General features: G+C 65.8%; 5 protein-coding genes and 1 pseudogene. 4 read left to right on the forward strand and 2 right to left on the reverse strand.

The window, feature by feature from the left end:
- Positions 1-143: pseudogene (locus ACP16H_RS10575) on the reverse strand (IS5/IS1182 family transposase); the annotation flags it as partial.
- A 440-nt stretch (positions 144-583) separates the two neighbouring features.
- Between ACP16H_RS10575 and ACP16H_RS10580 the strand changes: the two are divergent.
- The 3 genes from ACP16H_RS10580 (at position 584) to ACP16H_RS10590 (ending at position 16171) form a co-directional block, all read left to right on the forward strand.
- Positions 584-12034 (forward strand): Ig-like domain-containing protein, encoded by an 11451-nt coding sequence (locus ACP16H_RS10580; RefSeq protein ID WP_425072256.1) that lies wholly within the window; start codon positions 584-586, stop codon positions 12032-12034.
- A 215-nt stretch (positions 12035-12249) separates the two neighbouring features.
- Entirely contained in the window at positions 12250-12738 is a 489-nt protein-coding gene (locus ACP16H_RS10585; protein ID WP_425072257.1) for a toxin-activating lysine-acyltransferase, read from the forward strand.
- Positions 12739-12784: 46 nt separating this feature from the next.
- Complete coding sequence (locus ACP16H_RS10590) at positions 12785-16171, forward strand: calcium-binding protein (RefSeq protein ID WP_425072258.1); 3387 nt, start codon at positions 12785-12787, stop codon at positions 16169-16171.
- Between the two features lie 190 nt (positions 16172-16361).
- Here the strand turns inward: ACP16H_RS10590 and ACP16H_RS10595 are convergent, their stop codons facing one another.
- Positions 16362-16943 carry a YqgE/AlgH family protein gene (locus ACP16H_RS10595; RefSeq protein WP_425072259.1) on the reverse strand — a complete coding sequence of 194 codons (582 nt, stop codon included), beginning with the start codon at positions 16941-16943 and terminating at the stop codon, positions 16362-16364.
- 87 nt (positions 16944-17030) lie between these two features.
- On the opposite strand from ACP16H_RS10595, the gene ACP16H_RS10600 reads away from it, so the two are divergent.
- Positions 17031-17885, forward strand: coding sequence for a protein-disulfide reductase DsbD domain-containing protein (locus ACP16H_RS10600; protein ID WP_425072260.1), 855 nt, complete (start codon positions 17031-17033; stop codon positions 17883-17885).
- The last annotated feature ends 6 nt before the right edge of the window (positions 17886-17891 follow it).

Genomic DNA, 17891 nt, shown 5'->3' on the forward strand with positions numbered 1-17891 from the left:
TGTCGGCCGCGTTTGCCGGTCGGCGCAGCATCCCAGATCATCTCGGGATCGAACCAGATTGTCAGCGAGCCTCGACGCTTGAGCGCTTCATTATAGGCTGGCCAGTTCCTGGTCTTGTAGGTCGGGGGTGTGGGTCTGCTCATGTCGTCCAGCTACCACGCTGGATTCACGACATGAATCCCTCACAGGATTTGTGCAACAGAGCCCCAAGAAGGGGCAGATCGACATCTGCCAATGGCGAGCGCTCTGCCATTGCTGCTTCACCCGTCCCGCCGGGAGTGTCCCGACCTTGTCGTTCAGATCGGTTTCGCCTCAAAGTCATGCCGCGCGTCTCGCCTGTCTGGATCATTCACCTGCAGAGCGTTGGCGGTAAGCACGGGGCCCGCCAATCAACCCTGAGGGTAAAGAGCGCACTCAAGCACGACCTGATAGCGCGAAAATCGCGAAAAAATCCGTGATTCCGTGCGACGTGGTCTCGAAGGCCGCTTGCTTGGAAGGCCAAATTTAAAGCATAAATTAGGGAATTTTTTGACTGACGGCGCCGTGGTTGTGTTTTTTTTCGCGCCTGTTGGAGGACATTCCATTGACGACGATTACCCAGGCTCAGATCGACGAGCTGCGCAGCAGCGCATCCACCGCTCTCTCCGCCCTGAACTCCGCCTATGCCACGCAGGCCCTGGCAGAGACGCTGCCCCTGATCGGCACCAGTCTTGGCGGATCCGCCAATGATGCGACGCAGGTTGTGGGCGATGTGCGCACGGCGCTGCTGGCGGCACTCGATACGCTGTCCGGGGCGGCGGATTACACCGCCGCGCAACTCGAGATCGCCGTCACCAACCAGCTGTCGTCGCTGGGGCTGTCGGGCGTCGTGGTCTCGGCCAACGTCAACGGCGATACCGTCACGCTGACGCTGGGCGCGTCGGGCGAGGAAACCGCGTCGATGGCCATTGCCAGCGATCTGGCGATGCCGGGGATCGACATCTCCGTCTCCGGCACGACCGAGGTCGCCGCTGCCGCAGCGCTGGCCCTGACGCTGGGTGTCGATACCTCCGGGTTCTTCATCGAAACCGCGACCTCGGGCCTTGACCTGTCGCTGGGGACGACCTCGGTCAGCTACGGGGCGACCGCCTCGCTGGGCATCCTGAACTACTCCGTCGCGGATGCGGGCACCGACCTGACGCTGGACTTCGACGTCAACCTGATCGACCCGAACAACGACGGCAAGCTGCGCCTGTCCGAGCTGGGGCAGGACTTCCTCGACGTGTCGCTGACCGGCGACGCCGATATCGTCATGGACCTGACCGCCGATTTCGGCACGGGCGCCCTGCCCTCGGTCTCGGCCACGCTGGACGTGGACTGGCAGTTCATCTCGGCCGAGGTGAACCCGACCGACCAGAACATCACCTTTGGCGAGCTGCCGACGGTCGTCATGCGCGACGTGACGCTGGACCTTGGCACCTTCCTCGAAAACGTGATCCTGCCGATCTTCGACGCGATCGAACCGCTGATCGAACCGGTCAAGAAGGCGCTGGATGTACTGACGGCCGAGATCACCTTCCTCAAGTACTTCCCCGATTGGCAGACCTGGCTGGATTTCAACGACGACGGCACGGTCAACCTGCTGGACCTCGTCGAGCTGGCCGCGCCGAATATCGACCTGCAACCGCTCTATGATTTCATCGACCTGGCGCAGGATGTGGTGGATTGGGCCGCCTTCCTGTCGGACGCCAACCTCGGCGAGGCCGGGCTGAATTTTGGCGACCACGAGCTGTCCACCGGGCAGGACATGCGCGCGCTGGCGTTCAAGCTGGCCGATGCCGGGTTCGACCTGCAAGGCACGGCGGACAACCTCGTCGAGGTGGTGGATACCTTGTCCGGAAGCGGCTGGGGCGTCGCGGGGGTGGATGGCACCACCCCGCAGGAGATGCTGCAAGAGATGGTCAACGGCGCGACCTTCTCGCTGCCGATCCTGCAGGACCCGACGCAGGCCCTGTCGCTGCTGCTGGGCGGCGATGCCGATCTGGTGGAAATCTACTTCCCCAAGGTCGGGTTCGGCATCAGCAACGACAGCATCATCAACCTGCCGATCTTTCCCTTCGTCACCGTCAATATCGGCGGCGAGATCGGGGCGGATTTCGACCTGGCCTTTGGCTATGGCACGCGCGGCCTGACGCAGCCGGGCGCGACGCTGCTGGATGCGCTGAACGGTCTCTACATCATCGACGGCACCGGGCCGGAGGTGTCTGTCCGCGCCTCCGTGGATCTTGGCGTCTCGCTCGACGCCTATTTCGCCAGCCTCTACGGCGGCGGGCACATCACCGGGACGATCAACCTCGATATCGCCGATGACATCCAGTCGGAACAGGGGCGGCTGTACTACGACGAATTCCTCGTGGCGGTGACCTCGAACCCGTTCAGCGTCTTCGATGCCTCGGGCTCGATCACGGCGGGGTTCAAGGTGGCGGCGAAGATCCTCGGCGGCGACGTGGGCCGTCTGGAGACGCCGGAATTCACCCTGTCGAACTTCAACTTCTCGGGCCGGTCGGAACTGTCCTCAACTGCGGCGCCGCTGGGCCTTGCGGTGCTGTCGGGCAGCACCCTGACGCTGAACGTGGGCGCGCTGGCGGGCAACCGTCTGGTGGGCGCGGCCACGGACGGCGCCGAAATCGTGCTGGTCACCGATGCTGGCGGCGGCATGATCTCTGTCACGGTGGACGGCTACACGGAACTCTTTGCCGCCCCGACGCTGGTCGTGGCCGATGGCGGGGCCGAGGCCGACCAGATCATCTGGAGCGAGACCCTGGCGCTGGCGGCCTCCATCGCGGGCGGTGACGGCGACGACATGCTGGCGGGCGGCGCGGCGGCGGACACGCTGGACGGCGGCGACGGAGCCGATACGCTGTTCGGGCGCGACGGCGCTGACGTGCTGCTGGGCGGTCTGGGCGACGACCTGTTCTACGGCGGCGCGGGCGGCGACACCATCGACGGCGGCGGTGGCGAGGACATGGTAACCTATGTCCTGTCGGAGGCGGCAGTGAACGTCGACCTGACGGCGGGCACCGGCACGGGTGGCGAGGCCGAGGGCGACGACCTGACCTCCATCGAGGTGCTTCAGGGGTCGAACCATGACGACACGCTTTCGGGCAGCGCGGCGAACGAGATGTTCATCGGCCTCGTGGGCAACGACGAGGTGTTCGGCGCGGGCGGCGACGACGTGCTGCTGGGATCCGAAGGCGACGATACGCTCGACGGCGGCGAAGGCGCGGACATCCTGGTCGGGGCCACGGGCAACGACATCTACTACGTGGATAACGTGGGCGACGTGGTGGACGAGGACCGCTACGGCGAGATCGGCACCGGCGGCGACGGCGGCGTGGACGAGGTCCGCGCGGCGATCAGCTGGTCCATCGCCACGGGCACCCAAGCCAGCCAGATCGAGAACCTGACGCTGATCGGCGCGGCCATTTCCGGCACCGGCAACGACAAGGCCAACGTGCTGACCGCGAACCAGCTGGGGCTGGAGGATGGCTCACTGTTCGGCGGTGGCGGGAACGACACGCTGATCGGGTCCGAGGCCGGGGAATACATGGACGGTCAGGCCGGGGCGGACAGCATGACCGGCTTTGGCGGCGACGACCAATATGTCGTGGACCATGTGGGCGACGAGGTGATCGAGGTCGCAGGCGGCGGCAACGATGTGCTCTATTCAAAACTGCAAAGCTTTGCGTTGGACGCTTCGCAGGACATCGAGGTTCTGCTGGTCGATCTGTCGGTGACGGACGGCGACCTGACCGGCAACCAGCTGGACCAGACGCTGTTCGGCGCGCTGGGCGATGACACGCTCGAAGGCAAGGGCGGGGCCGATGCCTTCATCGGCGGTCAGGGCCGCGACCGGGTGACCTATCGCAGCTCGGCGGCCGCCGTGGCCATCGACCTGACGCTCGCCACGCAGGCGGGCGGCGAGGCCGAGGGCGACAGCTACAACAGCATCGAGGAAATCGAAGGCACGGGTTTCGACGACACCCTGACGGGCGATGCAAACGACAACGAGTTCTTTGGCCTTGCAGGCAACGACACGCTGTTCGGCGCAGAGGGCAGCGACACGCTGTGGGGCGGCACCGGGGCGGACAGCCTTGATGGCGGCGCGGGCGTGGACACGCTGGTGGGCGGTGACGGCGACGACACTTATGTGGTCGACAACGCCTTGGAACAGGTGACGGAACTCGGCACCGGCACCGATCTGGTCGAGGCCTGGGTGGACTGGACGCTGGACACGCCCAGCCAGCAGCAGGTCGAAAACCTGTCGCTGTTCGGCGATGCGCGCGTCGGCACGGGCAACGCCTTGGCGAACATCCTGACGGGGACCGCCGGCAATGACCGCCTGAACGGCCTGGCGGGCGCGGACACCATGAACGGCGGCGACGGCGATGACACCTATGTCGTCGACAACGCGCTGGACCTGGTGCAGGACAGCGACGGCCATGACCTGATCGAGCTTCTGTCGGCGGGCACCAATACCTTTGACATGGCCGCGCAGGCCCCCGGCGTCGAGGACCTGACCGTCACCGACAACGCGCGGGCCGTGACGATCACCGGCAACGCGCTGGACAACGTCATCACCGGCAACGGCTACGGCGACACCATCAGCGGCGGGTTTGGCAACGACACGATCATCGCAGGCGCGGGCGGGTCCGAGAACCTCAGCGGCGACGAGGGCGACGACGACCTGCGCATGACGCTGGCCTCGCGCGGGACGCATTACATCCACGGTGGCGACGGCGCCGCCGACATCATGCGCATGGACTGGTCCACCGCGACCAGCGCGATCACCTACAACGTGACGTCGACGACCACCTACTACCGTGTCTACGAGGCCTATGCCTACACCTACGCCTATTTCGACGGCATCGAGTCCTTTGACCTGCGCGGCGGCACGGGCGGCGATTCCCTGTATGGCGCGGCGCTGGACGACACGCTGCACGGCGGCGCGGGCCATGACCGGCTCTATGCCTATGCCGGGGCGGTGAATGCCTCGGGCGGCAGCGGGCATGACCTTGTCGTCAGCACCCTGCTGACCGCCGCAGGAGCGGACCTCGGCCTCGATTTCTCGCTGCGCCTGATCGACACGCAGGCGGGCACCGTGACCACCAACGCAGGCACCGCCATCGAAAGCCACTGGGAAGGGATCGAGCAGATCCAACTGACCACCGGCGCGGGCAATGACCTGCTGGATACGCGCGGCGTCGTCTCTTACAGCACCTATTTCAGCGCGTCGAACCGGTTCGACGCGGGCGCGGGCGACGACACCTATGCTACCGATTTCCTCGCGCTGGGCAGCGCGAATTTCATCGCGGGCGAAGGCTATGACACGCTGATCCTCGACTGGGGCGATGCCACGGGGGCGGTGGATTACAACGCCACCTCGTCCTACTACCGGACCTACAAGAACGGCTACAACTGGATCTACCAGAGCTTCTCGGACATCGAGGAAATCGACATCACCACCGGCGCGGGGGCCGACCTCGTCTATGCCGTGGGCGGGCGCGACCGGTTCGTCACCCAAGGTGGCAACGACCAGATCTTTGGCACCGACAAGGGCGACACGATCCTCGCGGGGGACGGCCACGACTGGGCCGACGTCGACCTGCGCTTTGACGCCACGGCGGGCGAAACCGACCCGGCCGAGGATATCGTGCTGGTACTGGCCGACACCCAGACCGACGCTGCGGTGTTCTTTGCAGGCACCGAGCACGAGACCCACGTGCAGGGGCTGGAGCAGATGACCCTGCGCACCGGCGCGGGCAATGACACCTTCGACACGCGCGGGGTGTGGTCCTACAGCAGCTACTGGGGGCGCTCGAACCTCTTCGACGCGGGCGCGGGCGACGACACCTATGCCACCGACCGCCGCGCGCTGGGCAGCGCGAACTTCGTCGCGGGCGAAGGCTACGACAAGCTGATCCTCGACTGGTCCACCGCCACGCAAGCCGTGGATTACAACAGCACCAATTCCTACTACCGCACCTATTACGAGGGCTACAACTGGATCTACCAGAGCTTCTCGGACATCGAGGAACTGGATATCGAGACCGGCTCGGGCGCTGACAGCGTCGAAGCGGTCGGTGGGCGCGACCGTTTCGTGACGCAGGGCGGTCACGACCGCATCTTTGGTGCGGACAAGGGCGACACCATCCTCGCGGGCGACGGCCACGACTGGGTGAGCCTCGATTTGTCCTTCGATACGGCGGCGGGCGAGGTCGAGATCGTCGAGGACATCGTGGTCGACGTGCTGGCCCTTCAGACCGACACGGCGGTCTACTTCGAAGGCACCGCGTATGAGACCCACCTGCAAGGCATCGAGCAGATCAACCTGACCACTGGCGCGGGCAACGATACCTTTGACGCGCGGGGCGTGGCGTCCAGCAGGACCTATTGGAATTACTCCAACCGCTTTGACGCGGGCGACGGCGACGACCGCTACCTGACCGACCACCGCGCGCGCGGGGCGGCGAACTTCCTTGCCGGGGCGGGCTATGACCGCCTGACCATCGACTGGAGCGGCACCGACCAAAGCACGGAGCTGCTGGGAGGCGGCGCCTACTACCGCACCTACATCAGCGGTTACGATTACATCTACCAGTACTTCTCGGACATCGAGGAGTTGGACATCACCACCGGCAATGGCGCGGATGACGTCTGGGCCGTGGGCGGGCGCGACCGCTTTGTTACCAATGGCGGCGACGACCGCATCCATGATGCGGACAAGGGCGACACCATCCTCGCGGGCGAGGGCCACGACTGGGTGCGCCTCGACCTGCGCTTTGATCCGGCCACCGAAACCGAGGTGGTCGAGGACATTATCGTCGACCTGTCCGACCTGCAAACCAATACGGCGACCTTCTTTGCCGGGACGGAGTACGAGACCAAGTTGCAGGGCATCGAACAGGCGCACCTGTGGACCGGATCGGGCGATGACGTCTACGACACGCGGGGCGTCTATTCGACCGTGTCGCGCTTCAACTACTCGCAGTATTTCGACGCGGCCGACGGCGACGACCAGTACCTGACCGACCACCTGTCGCGCGGCAACGCGTTCTTTGCGGCGGGCGACGGCTACGACAAGCTGACCATCGACTGGAGCGGGACAGACCAGTCGACCGAACTGTTCACCCCCTCGGGCAGCGCGCAGTATTACCGCACGCATATCAGCGGCTACGGTTACATCTACGTCCGCTTCACCGATATCGAGGAACTGGACATCAAGACCGGCAACGGCGGCGATGACGTCTGGGCCGTGGGCGGGCGTGACCGGTTCGAAACCCAAGGCGGCAACGACCGCATCCATGGCGCCGACAAGGGCGATACGATCCTTGCGGGCGACGGCCACGACTGGGTCAGTCTGGACCTGACCTTCGACGCGGCGGCGGGCGAGGTCGAGATCGTCGAGGACATCGTGGTCGACCTCTCGGCGCTGCAATCGGGCACCGCGACCTTCTTTGCCGGGACCGAGTTCGAGACGCAGTTGCAGGGGATCGAGCAGGCGCATCTGTACACCGGGTCGGGCAATGACGTGTACGACGCGCAGGGCGTGTTTTCCTACGTCGGGTACTTTGGCTACTCCCACTACTTCGACGCGGGCGATGGCGACGACGCATACCTTGGCGACCACCTGTCGCGCGGGACCTCGTGGTTCGTGGCGGGCGACGGCTATGACAAGCTGACACTGGACTGGAGCGCCACGGGAAGCAGCACAGAGTTCTACAGCAACGCGACAAACACTTGGTATCGCACGCATATCAGCGGCTACGGCTACATCTACCAGTACTTCTCGGACATCGAGGAGCTGGACCTCACCACCTCGGACGCGGGCGACGATGTCTGGGCCGTGGGCGGGCGCGATCGGTTCGTCACCAACGGCGGCAATGACCGCATCCACGGCGTCGACAAGGGCGACACGATCCTCGCGGGCGACGGCCACGACTGGGTGCAGCTGGACCTGCGCTTCGACGCGGCGGCGGGCGAGGTCGACCCGGTCGAGGATATCGTGGTCAATCTCTCTGCATTGCAGTCGGAAACAGCGACCTTCTACGCCGGGACCGAGTTTGAGACCCAGTTGCAGGGCATCGAGCAGGCGCATCTGTACACCGGCGCGGGCAATGACACCTACGACACACGGGGCGTGTTTTCCTACGTCGGGTACTTTGGCTATTCCCACTATTTCGACGCGGGCGAGGGCGACGACCGTTACCTGTCGGACCACCTGTCGCGCGGGACCTCGTGGTTCGTGGCGGGTGACGGCTATGACCGTCTGACGCTGGACTGGAGCGGCTCGGGCAGCGCCACGACCCTGCACACCAGCGGGTCCAGCACCGGCTACCGCACGCATATCAGCGGCTACGATTACATCTACACCTATTTCTCGGATATCGAGGAGCTGGACCTCACCACCTCGGACTCGGGCGATGACGTCTGGGGCATCGGCGGGCGCGACCGCTTTGTCACCAACGGCGGCCATGACAAGATCCACTCCGTCGACAAGGGCGACACGATCCACGGCGGCGACGGGCGCGACTGGGTGCAGCTGGACCTGACCTTTGGCGCAGGGGAAACCGAGGTGGTCGAGGATATCCTCGTCGACCTCTTGGCCTTGCAGTCCACCACTTCGACCTATTTCTCGGGCACCGAATTCGAAACCGAGCTGTCCGGGATCGAGCAGATCCATCTGTATACCGGGTCGGGCGACGATACGCTGGACGTGCGCGGCGTCTATTCGCACCAGACGACGTTGGGCTATGCCAACTACTTCTCGGCCGGGGACGGTGATGACGCCTACCTGACCGACCTGAACGCCATCGGCAACGCGACCTTTGCCGCCGGGGCGGGCTATGACCGGCTGACGATCGACTGGTCCGGGGCCTATTCAGCGGTCACCAACATGAGCGCGACCAGCTACCGGACGCACATCAGCGGCTACGACTACATCTACCAGTATTTCTCGGACGTCGAGGAACTGGACATCCGGTCGGGCGCAGGGGGCGACACCCTGGTGGCGCTGGGCGGACGCGACCGGTTCGACACGGGTGCGGGCCACGACCGCGTCGAAGGCGCGGACAAGGGCGACACCGTGCTGCTGGGCACCGGGCAGGACTGGGCTTCGCTTGACCTGCGCTTCGACCCGGCGACCGAGACCGACCCGGCAGAGGACATCACCATCGTCCTCGCCGAACTTCAAGGCACCGAGGGCGTGTTCTTTGCCGGAACCGCGGACGAGACCCGGCTGGAAGGCGCGGAACAGCTGTGGCTGTACACCGGGGCGGGCAACGACACCTTCGATGCGCGCGGCGTCTATTCGCACACCAACACGACGGGCAAGTACAACTACTTCCTCTCGGACGCGGGCGACGACAGCTTTGCCACCGACCTGAACTACGTCGGCAACGCCTATTTCTACGCGGGCGAAGGCACCGATACACTGATTATGGACTGGAGCGCGGCGAGCAACGGGATCTCGCGCGGGTCTACCTCGGGCGGCACCCCCTATTACCGCGTCATCCATGCCAGCGACTACCGCTACATGTATTACACCGATGTGGAACGCTTTGACCTGACGGGCGGCAGCAGTCACGACGATCTCGTGGGCGCAGCCCTGAACGACACCCTGTCCGGCGGCGCGGGCAACGACACGCTGACCGCAGGCGACGGCGACGACCTGGCCATCGGTGGCGCGGGCAATGACCGCATCCTGCTGGGGCTGGGCAACGACACGGCGACCGGCGGCGCAGGCAACGACTCGATCTACGGATCGACCGGCGCGGACGATAACGTCGCCACTTATGCCGACGATGCCTCGGAGATCTTTGTCTTTGACCTTGGCGGCGGCGTGTTCGAGGTACGCACCGCCACCGAAGGCACCGACCGGCTGGAGAACATCCAGACGCTGCGGGTCGGCACCGATGGCACCGCGACCGACCACGCCATCGCCGATCTGGTAAACCGCGCGCCGCAAATGCCGGACCACTCGGAGCCGCCCACCGCGACGCTGGTCGAGGGCCTCGGCGGCGTGGTCTTTACCGCGCTGGCCGTCGATCCCGATGGCCACGCGATCACCTACAGCCTGTCCGGCCCGGACGCGGCACTGTTCACCATCGACCCCGCGACCGGAGAGATCGCCTATGCGGGCGACATCCTCGCGGCCCTGCCGCTCAGCGCGGCGGGCACGCTGGACTACAGCCTGACGGTGACCGCCTCGGACGGCTATGCCAGCGACAGCCATCCGCTGACGGTGAACGGCGTGCTGAACGGCGCGCCCACCGCTGTGGATGATACCGCGAGCCTGCGGCAGGACACGGCGCTGACCATCGACGTGCTGGCCAACGACACGGATCCGAACGGAACCGCGCTGGTGCTCGACGGCTTTGGCCAGGGCAGCAACGGCACGGTCACCCAAGAGGGCGACCAACTGGTCTACACGCCCGATGCGGGCTTTGTCGGCACGGACAGTTTCACCTACGACGTGGCCGATCCGCAGGGCTTGCGCGACAGCGCCACCGTCACGGTGACCGTGAACCGCGTGGTGCAGCAGCTCGACGGCGAAGGCGCAGCCAGCCAGTTCGTCTGGCAGGCGCGCAGCTTCGTCTACACGCCGGACGGTGCGCTGGTCGAGATCGAGACCCTGTTCGACACCGGTCGCCTGCGCACGCAGACCTTCGCGGACAGCCTACCCACCAGCACCCACGCCGAGGATCTGACCGATCTCTACAGCTGGGACACCATCACCGAAACCTTCGACGCCACGGGTGCGCTGGCCTCGCGCAGGCTGGTCTTTGACGATGGCATAACGTCAGAGCTGACCTTCACCGCCGGCGTCCTGACCAGCACCACGACGCGGGACACGCTGGATGCTTATGATTGGGACAGCTGGACGCTGGTGCTCGACGCCACCGGGGCGCGCAGCAGCTTTGTCACCGTGCAGGACAGCGGTGTGACGCTGACGCAGACCTTCGCCGCCGGGGTTCTCGCCAGCTCGGTCTCGACCGACCCGCTGGATGCGGAGGACTGGACCAGCATCACCGAAACCTACGATGCCACGGGCACGGTCCAGCAGCGGACGCAGGTCTTCGACGACGGGCGCATTGCCGAGACGACATACCTGAACGGTATCCAAAGCGCCTATGCCGTCACCGATCCCGACGACGTCATGCCCTGGCAGCAGATGTCCCGCAATTACGACACGAGCGGCGCGCCGGTGCAGTTCCAGACCAGCTACGACGACGGTCGCATCTGGACCAAGAGCTTTGTCGATGGCGTCGTCTCGACGGTGGAAACCCTCGATCCCGACAACGCCCATCCGTGGACCAGCATGAGCGACAGCTACGATGCGAGCGGCACGCTGCTGACCCGGCAGACCGTCTACGATGACGGACGCACCGCGCTGACCAGCTACTCCGGCGGAACGCGCACGGCCTTCCGGCTGGAGGACGCGGGCGACGCCTACGACTGGACCAGCACGGACCTCAGCTATGATGCCAGCGGCGCTCTGGTGCAGTCGGCGACGCTCTATGATGACGGGCGGACCTTCACCACCAGCTTCACCGCCGGCGTCCGGTCGTCCATCGTCCAGCTGGACCCCGAAAACGCCGCGCCCTGGACCAGCATCACCGACAGCTTCGACGCCTCGGGGACGGTGATCTCGCGGCAGGAGGTCTTTGACAACGGCAGCACCGCAACGACCACCTATGTGGGCGGGCAGATCGCCAGCTACGTGGCCACGGATCACGATGACGCCTTCGACTGGCAGACGCAGACGCGCAGCTACGATGCAGGCGGCCTGCCGACCCAGTTCGAGACCGTCTTTGACGATGGTCGCATCCGGACGCAAACCTACGTGGACGGTGCGCTGAGCGAGGTGTCCTTTACCGATCCGGACGATGCCTACACATGGAGCAGCTACACCGACAATTATGACGCGGCGGGTGACCGGGTGTCGCGTCATCTGATCTTTGACGATGGCAGCGACCTGTTCCTGACCTACTGAGAACGGGGACCGAGAACATAAAAGCCATAGGGCGGGGTCACCATGGCGTGGCCCCGCCCTTTTCCATTTCCGGGTTCGCTGCCGACCACAAGCCACCGTCCCTTGAACGCCATCCTTGAACCCGGCCCGCCATATGGGGATTCCCCCCCATACAGCCAAAAGGCCTGAACCGGCATCCTGACTGCAACACAAACGCTTGCAGCCAGGAGCCCGCCATGACCTTTCACACCGCCCTCCCCTCCATCGCCGAGGCCCGGACCGCCACCTTTGCCGCTTTGGGCGAGGCCGTGGCGCTGCTGTCCGAAAGCCCGCTGCACCGCGACCGCTCCATCGGCCAGATCGCCGCGCTGATCCTGCCGCCGCTGATGGAGGGGCAGCTGCGCCTGTGGCATCGCGGTGGGCGTCCGGTGGCGCTGGCCACCTGGGCCTGGCTGGACGCCGAGACCGAGGCCCGCGTGCTGCTGCGCGACCACCTGCCCGGCGCGGACGAATGGTCCGGCGGGCCGAACCCCGTCATCATCGATTTCGTCGCGCCCTTTGGCGATGCCTTTGCCGTGGCCCGAGACCTGAAGCGCACGGTCTTCCCGGATCGCGCCATGTCCTCGGTGCGCCGCGATGCCTCCGGCCGCCGACTGCGCATCGTGCAGCACCCGGGCCGCGACGCCCTTGGCCGCCCGGTCAAGGCCAGCGCCATCGCCGCCTGACCCCTTCCCCCACTGATTTCACCCAAATTCATCAGGAGACAGACCCATGGGTTCCACCAGCATTCACCAGACCTTCAAGCTCTACGGCCTTTACGGCGACAAGAACGCCGGCGACGGCAATGACAAGCTTTACGGGTACTCCGCCATACAGAACAAGCTCTGGGGCGGCTCGGGCAACGACTATATCGAGGGCTGGGCGCCAAAGAACTACCTCTATGGCGGCACCGGCAACGACACGGTCAAAGCCTACGGGGCGACCAACTACGTTTACGGCGACAGCGGGTCGGACAAGCTGTACGGCTACGGTGCCTACAACCGGCTCGACGGCGGGTCGGGCAACGACACGGTAAAGGGTTACGGCGCGCAGAACGACCTCTACGGCGGCAGCGGCACGGACTACCTGTATGGCCACGGTGCGTCGAACAAGATGCGCGGCGGCACGGGAACCGACAATTTGTATGGTTATGGCGGCTACAACGACATGGACGGCGAGTCGGGCAACGACGTGGTCAAGGGTTACGGCCTGAAGAACGTCCTGAAGGGCGGCAGCGGCGATGACCGCCTGTACGGCCACGGCGCGTGGAACGACATGCGCGGCGGCGCGGATCAGGACAAGCTCTACGGCTACGGCGCGTATAACAGGATGGACGGAGAGTCCGGCAACGATACGCTCGACGGTCAGGGCGCGGTGAACGACATGTATGGCGGCACCGGCAACGACGCGCTCTATGGCAAGGGTGCCTACAACAACATGCACGGCGAGGACGGCGACGACCGCTTGTACGCCATCGGCGCGCGCTCGGATGTCTACGGCGAGGCGGGCAACGACACGGTCGAGGCCAGCGGCGCGTCCAACATGGTGCGTGGCGGCGCGGGCAATGACCTGCTCAAGGGCAGCGGGTTGCACAACGACCTGCACGGCGACGAAGGCAACGACGAAATCATCGCCGAAGGCGGGGCCAGCTGGGGCCACGGCGGCGCGGGCGACGACACGCTGCGCGCCGAGGGTGGCGTCAACGTGCTGCACGGCGACGACGGCCACGACCTGTTGGAGGCGACCGGCGGCGTCAACGTCCTGCACGGAGACTCGGGCGACGACGTGATCCTCTCGCTCGGCGGGGTGAACGTGCTTTGGGGTGGCGACGGTCAGGACACCATCGAGGCGCGCGGCGCGTCCAACATCGCCTTTGGTGGCGCGGGCCATGACGTGCTCGAAGGCTACGGCCTGCACAACGAGCTGAACGGCGACGAAGGCGACGACGTGATCCTCGCCGTGGGCGGGGCCAGCTTTGGCGACGGCGGCGCGGGCAACGACACGGTGCGCGCCATCGGCGGCGTAAACGTGCTGCACGGCAATGACGGCGACGACGTGATCGAGGCGGCAGGCGGTACGAACGTGGTCTTTGGCGACGCGGGCGACGACGACATGGTGGCCCTGGGCGGCATCAACACCATGTTCGGCGGCGCGGGCGCGGACCGGATGTTCGCGGCCGGCGCGGGCTCCATCCAGTCCGGGGGCGAGGATGACGACGTGATGGGCGCCACCGGGGCCAACAGCCTGCAATTCGGCAACGCGGGCGACGACCTGCTGTTCGGCGCGGGCCAGAACGTCGGCCAGTTCGGCGGCGACGGGCAGGACGTGCTGGTCGGCATCGGCGGCGTGAACCTGCAACACGGCGGCTCGGGCGATGACACGCTCTTTGCCGTGGGTGGCCTGAACATACAGATCGGCGGCGACGGTGACGACCTTCTGGTGGCGGGCGGCATGAACAACATCCAGTTCGGAGACCACCTCTGGAGCGCCCTGCCCTCCGACCTCGACATCAGTGCCTTCGAGACGGTTCTGGAAACCTTCGACGACTGGTTCGATGCCGAAGGCGGCGGCACCAACGTCATGATCGGAGGCGGTGTCGGCAATGTGCAGTTCGGCGGCGCGGGCACCGACTATGCCTTTGGTGCGGGAGCGGCGGTGGTTCAGATGATGGGTCAGGGCAATGACGTCATGATCGGAGGCGGGCTGGGCGTCATGCAGTACGGCGACGCCGGGAACGACATCTTGGTCGGCGGCGGACAGGGCATTGCGCAGTTCGGCGCTGATGGCAACGACATCATGGTCTCGGTCGCCAAGGTGCTGGCGGAGAACGTCAAGACCGCCGTCTCGTTCCAGTACGGCGGCGCGGGCACCGATGTGATGCTGGGCCTCAGCCTTGGCGGGGACGTGTCGTGGTCGCTGTCGCGGTCGGCCCCGGACGGCGAGGCCTCGTACAAGGTGACGGGCCCGCAGGACCTGACCGTCACGGCACAGCTGGGCGGCGAAGGCGCGGACCTGATGGTCGCAGCGGGTCCGGGCACGATCCTGCACGGCGGAGCAGGCAATGACGTGGCGCTGGGCCTGACCACGGGCAATTCGCTGGTGATGGGCGGCGCGGGTGACGACCTGATCGTGACGGCGGGCGATGCCGAGGACCTCATGGGCCTCGCCATGGCGGTCCGCAAACGTGAGGCTGTCAGCAATCCCGACCAGCCGATCCTGAGCCTTGGTCTTGGCAACTACTACGCCGGAGGGGACGGGGCCGACGTTATCATGGACGCGGGCGCCATGCTCGACCTGATGATCCATGACGTGCTGACCGACATCGCACCGGTGCAGGAGGCGCGGGCGGCGCTGGCCGGACTGCTGGAGGCGCTCGGCGTGTTGACCGGACCGCTGGCCGAGATGATGGCCTCCATGCCGGACTGGCTGCCGGACATTGCCTTGTCAGAGGTGATCGAGGGCGCGGAGGTCAAGCCGACCCTCGTCATGGGCGGCGCGGGAAACGACCTGCTGAACGGCGACGGCCTGCTGTCCGGAGAGGCGGGCGACGATATCTACAGTGTCTGGCAGGGACACAGCTACACTATCGCCGAGCGTGCCAGCGACGGGGTGCAGTCCTTCCTTGAGCAATTCGGCGTCACCCTGCCGGGTCTGGACGACCTTACCCAGGCACCCGACGGCGAGGACATGATCGAGTTGCGCACCCGCGAGATCCTGCCGCTCGACGCCGATGACTTTGTCTTTTACGCGGAAGGCGACAGGCTGGAGATCGTGCTGGACGCAGAGACCAGCATCACCGTGCACGGCATGGACGAGGTCGGGACGGCGGTGGAAACCCTGCGCATCGTGCAGGGCGCGGACAGCTTCGAATTCGACCTCGATGCGATTTACGCGGCAGCGCAGGGCCTCGAGAACGGGCTGACGGATGTGGACGCAACCCATGTGGTCGCCGCGCAGGACGCCTCGGACCGGCTGATGGCGCATATGGGCAACATGGCCGAGGTTCTGCAGGCCTTTGGGGCCGATCAGGGCCAGCAGGCGGCGGACGACATCGCCCTCGCGGCCGCCCATGGCAGCGGCGGACAGGCTGAAGTCGCCCCGGAGTATCTGTTTGGCTGAACCGGGCCATACACCGGGCTGAGGGGGCGTTGCCCTCTCGGCTTATGTGTCGTGGCATGCTGTGCATGACAGGTGGGGGCTCTGCCCCCACACCCCCGAGGGTATTTGGATCAAGATGAAGGGAAAGGGGGCGGTGGTCCTTTTGCTGCGTGCGGAGGGGGCAAGCGCCGGGGCCCTTCGGATCGGAAGGTCAGGCCCTGCCGCCCTCGCTGGACAGCATCATCGGGCTGACCCCCATGCTTTCCAGCGCCGCTTCCCATTTGTCGGCGTCTGCAAGATCGAAGATCAGCCGCGGCGTGGCTTCGCAGACCAGCCAGGCATTCTCGGCGATTTCGTTTTCCAGCTGACCGGCGCCCCACCCCGCGTAGCCCAGCATCATCAGCCAGCGGTCGGGACCTTCGCCGCGCCCGAGGTCTTCGAGGATGTCGAGAGTGGCGGTCATGCGCAAATCGGGAGTGACTTCCAGCGTTGTGACCACCGAGGCGTAATCCGGCGAGTGAAGCACGAAGCCGCGCCCCATCTCGACCGGGCCGCCAAAGCGCACGCGCTGGCGGGACAGGCCCGCCGTGTTGTCGATGTTCAGCTGTCCCAGCAGCGCGCCCATATCGATGTCCTGGGAGGGTTTGTTGATGATGAGCCCCATCGCCCCCTCGTCGGAGTGATCGCAGAGGAAGACCACGCTCCATTCGAAACGCGGATCGCCCATGCCCGGCATCGCGATCAGCAGATGCCCCGTCAGGTTGGTCGTTCCGTCGTCCGGTCTTTGCGTCATTCTTTGTGTCCTGCTCATTGGTCCAACAATGCGCCAGCCCCGGCGCATGTGCAAGAACGTGACCGTAGGGTGCCGGGGGACAACCCCATGTTGGCCTTCTCACTGCAAGGTGACTTCCATTTCAGCGCGTTCCGGCCCATTTCCTTGGATATGAAAAAGCTGCTTGCCGCCCTTCTGCTGAGTCTCCCCACCGTTGCCGCCGCCGAGGATTTCGACGGCATGGTCCGTGCCACCCTGCTGCCCGGATGGCGCTTGCCCAATGGCGACCACATGGCGGCCCTGCATCTGGAGCTTGCCGACGGCTGGAAGACCTACTGGCGCAGTCCGGGCGATGCGGGCATTCCGCCCAGCTTCGACTGGCGTGCCTCGACCAACCTGCAGGGCGTGGCGGTCAGTTGGCCCAGCCCCGACGTGTTCTGGCAATCGGGGATGCGCTCGGTCGGCTACAAGCACGAGGTCACCCTGCCGCTGCGGCTGCGGTTGCAGAACGGCAAGCAGGACGCGCATCTGGACGGTGTGATCGACATCGGCGTCTGCAATGACGTGTGCCTGCCGCAACGGCTGGCGATCTCGGCGGAATTGCCAGCCGGCAATCGCAAGCCCGACCCGCGCATTGCCGCCGCCATGGCGGATATGCCCTATGATGCCGAGGACGCCGGGATCACCGGGGTGAATTGTACGGTCGGTCCGGCCCCGCGCGGGCTGGGTCTGACGGTTGCGCTGGACCTGCCCGGCGCCACCGGGCGCGAGGAAACGGTGATCGAGTTCCGCGATCCCGACCTGTGGGTGGCCGATCCGCAGACCTCGGTACAGAACGGTCGGCTGGTTGCTCAGACGCGCGTGGCGCACAACAGCCGCGCGGCCTTTGCTCTGGATCGGTCGTCGATGACCATCACGGTCCTGGGTGGCCGGATGCCGGTGGAGATCAAGGGCTGCGATTGACGCCGC

The organism is Sagittula sp. S175 (assembly GCF_049800975.1).
Classification (GTDB): domain Bacteria; phylum Pseudomonadota; class Alphaproteobacteria; order Rhodobacterales; family Rhodobacteraceae; genus Sagittula.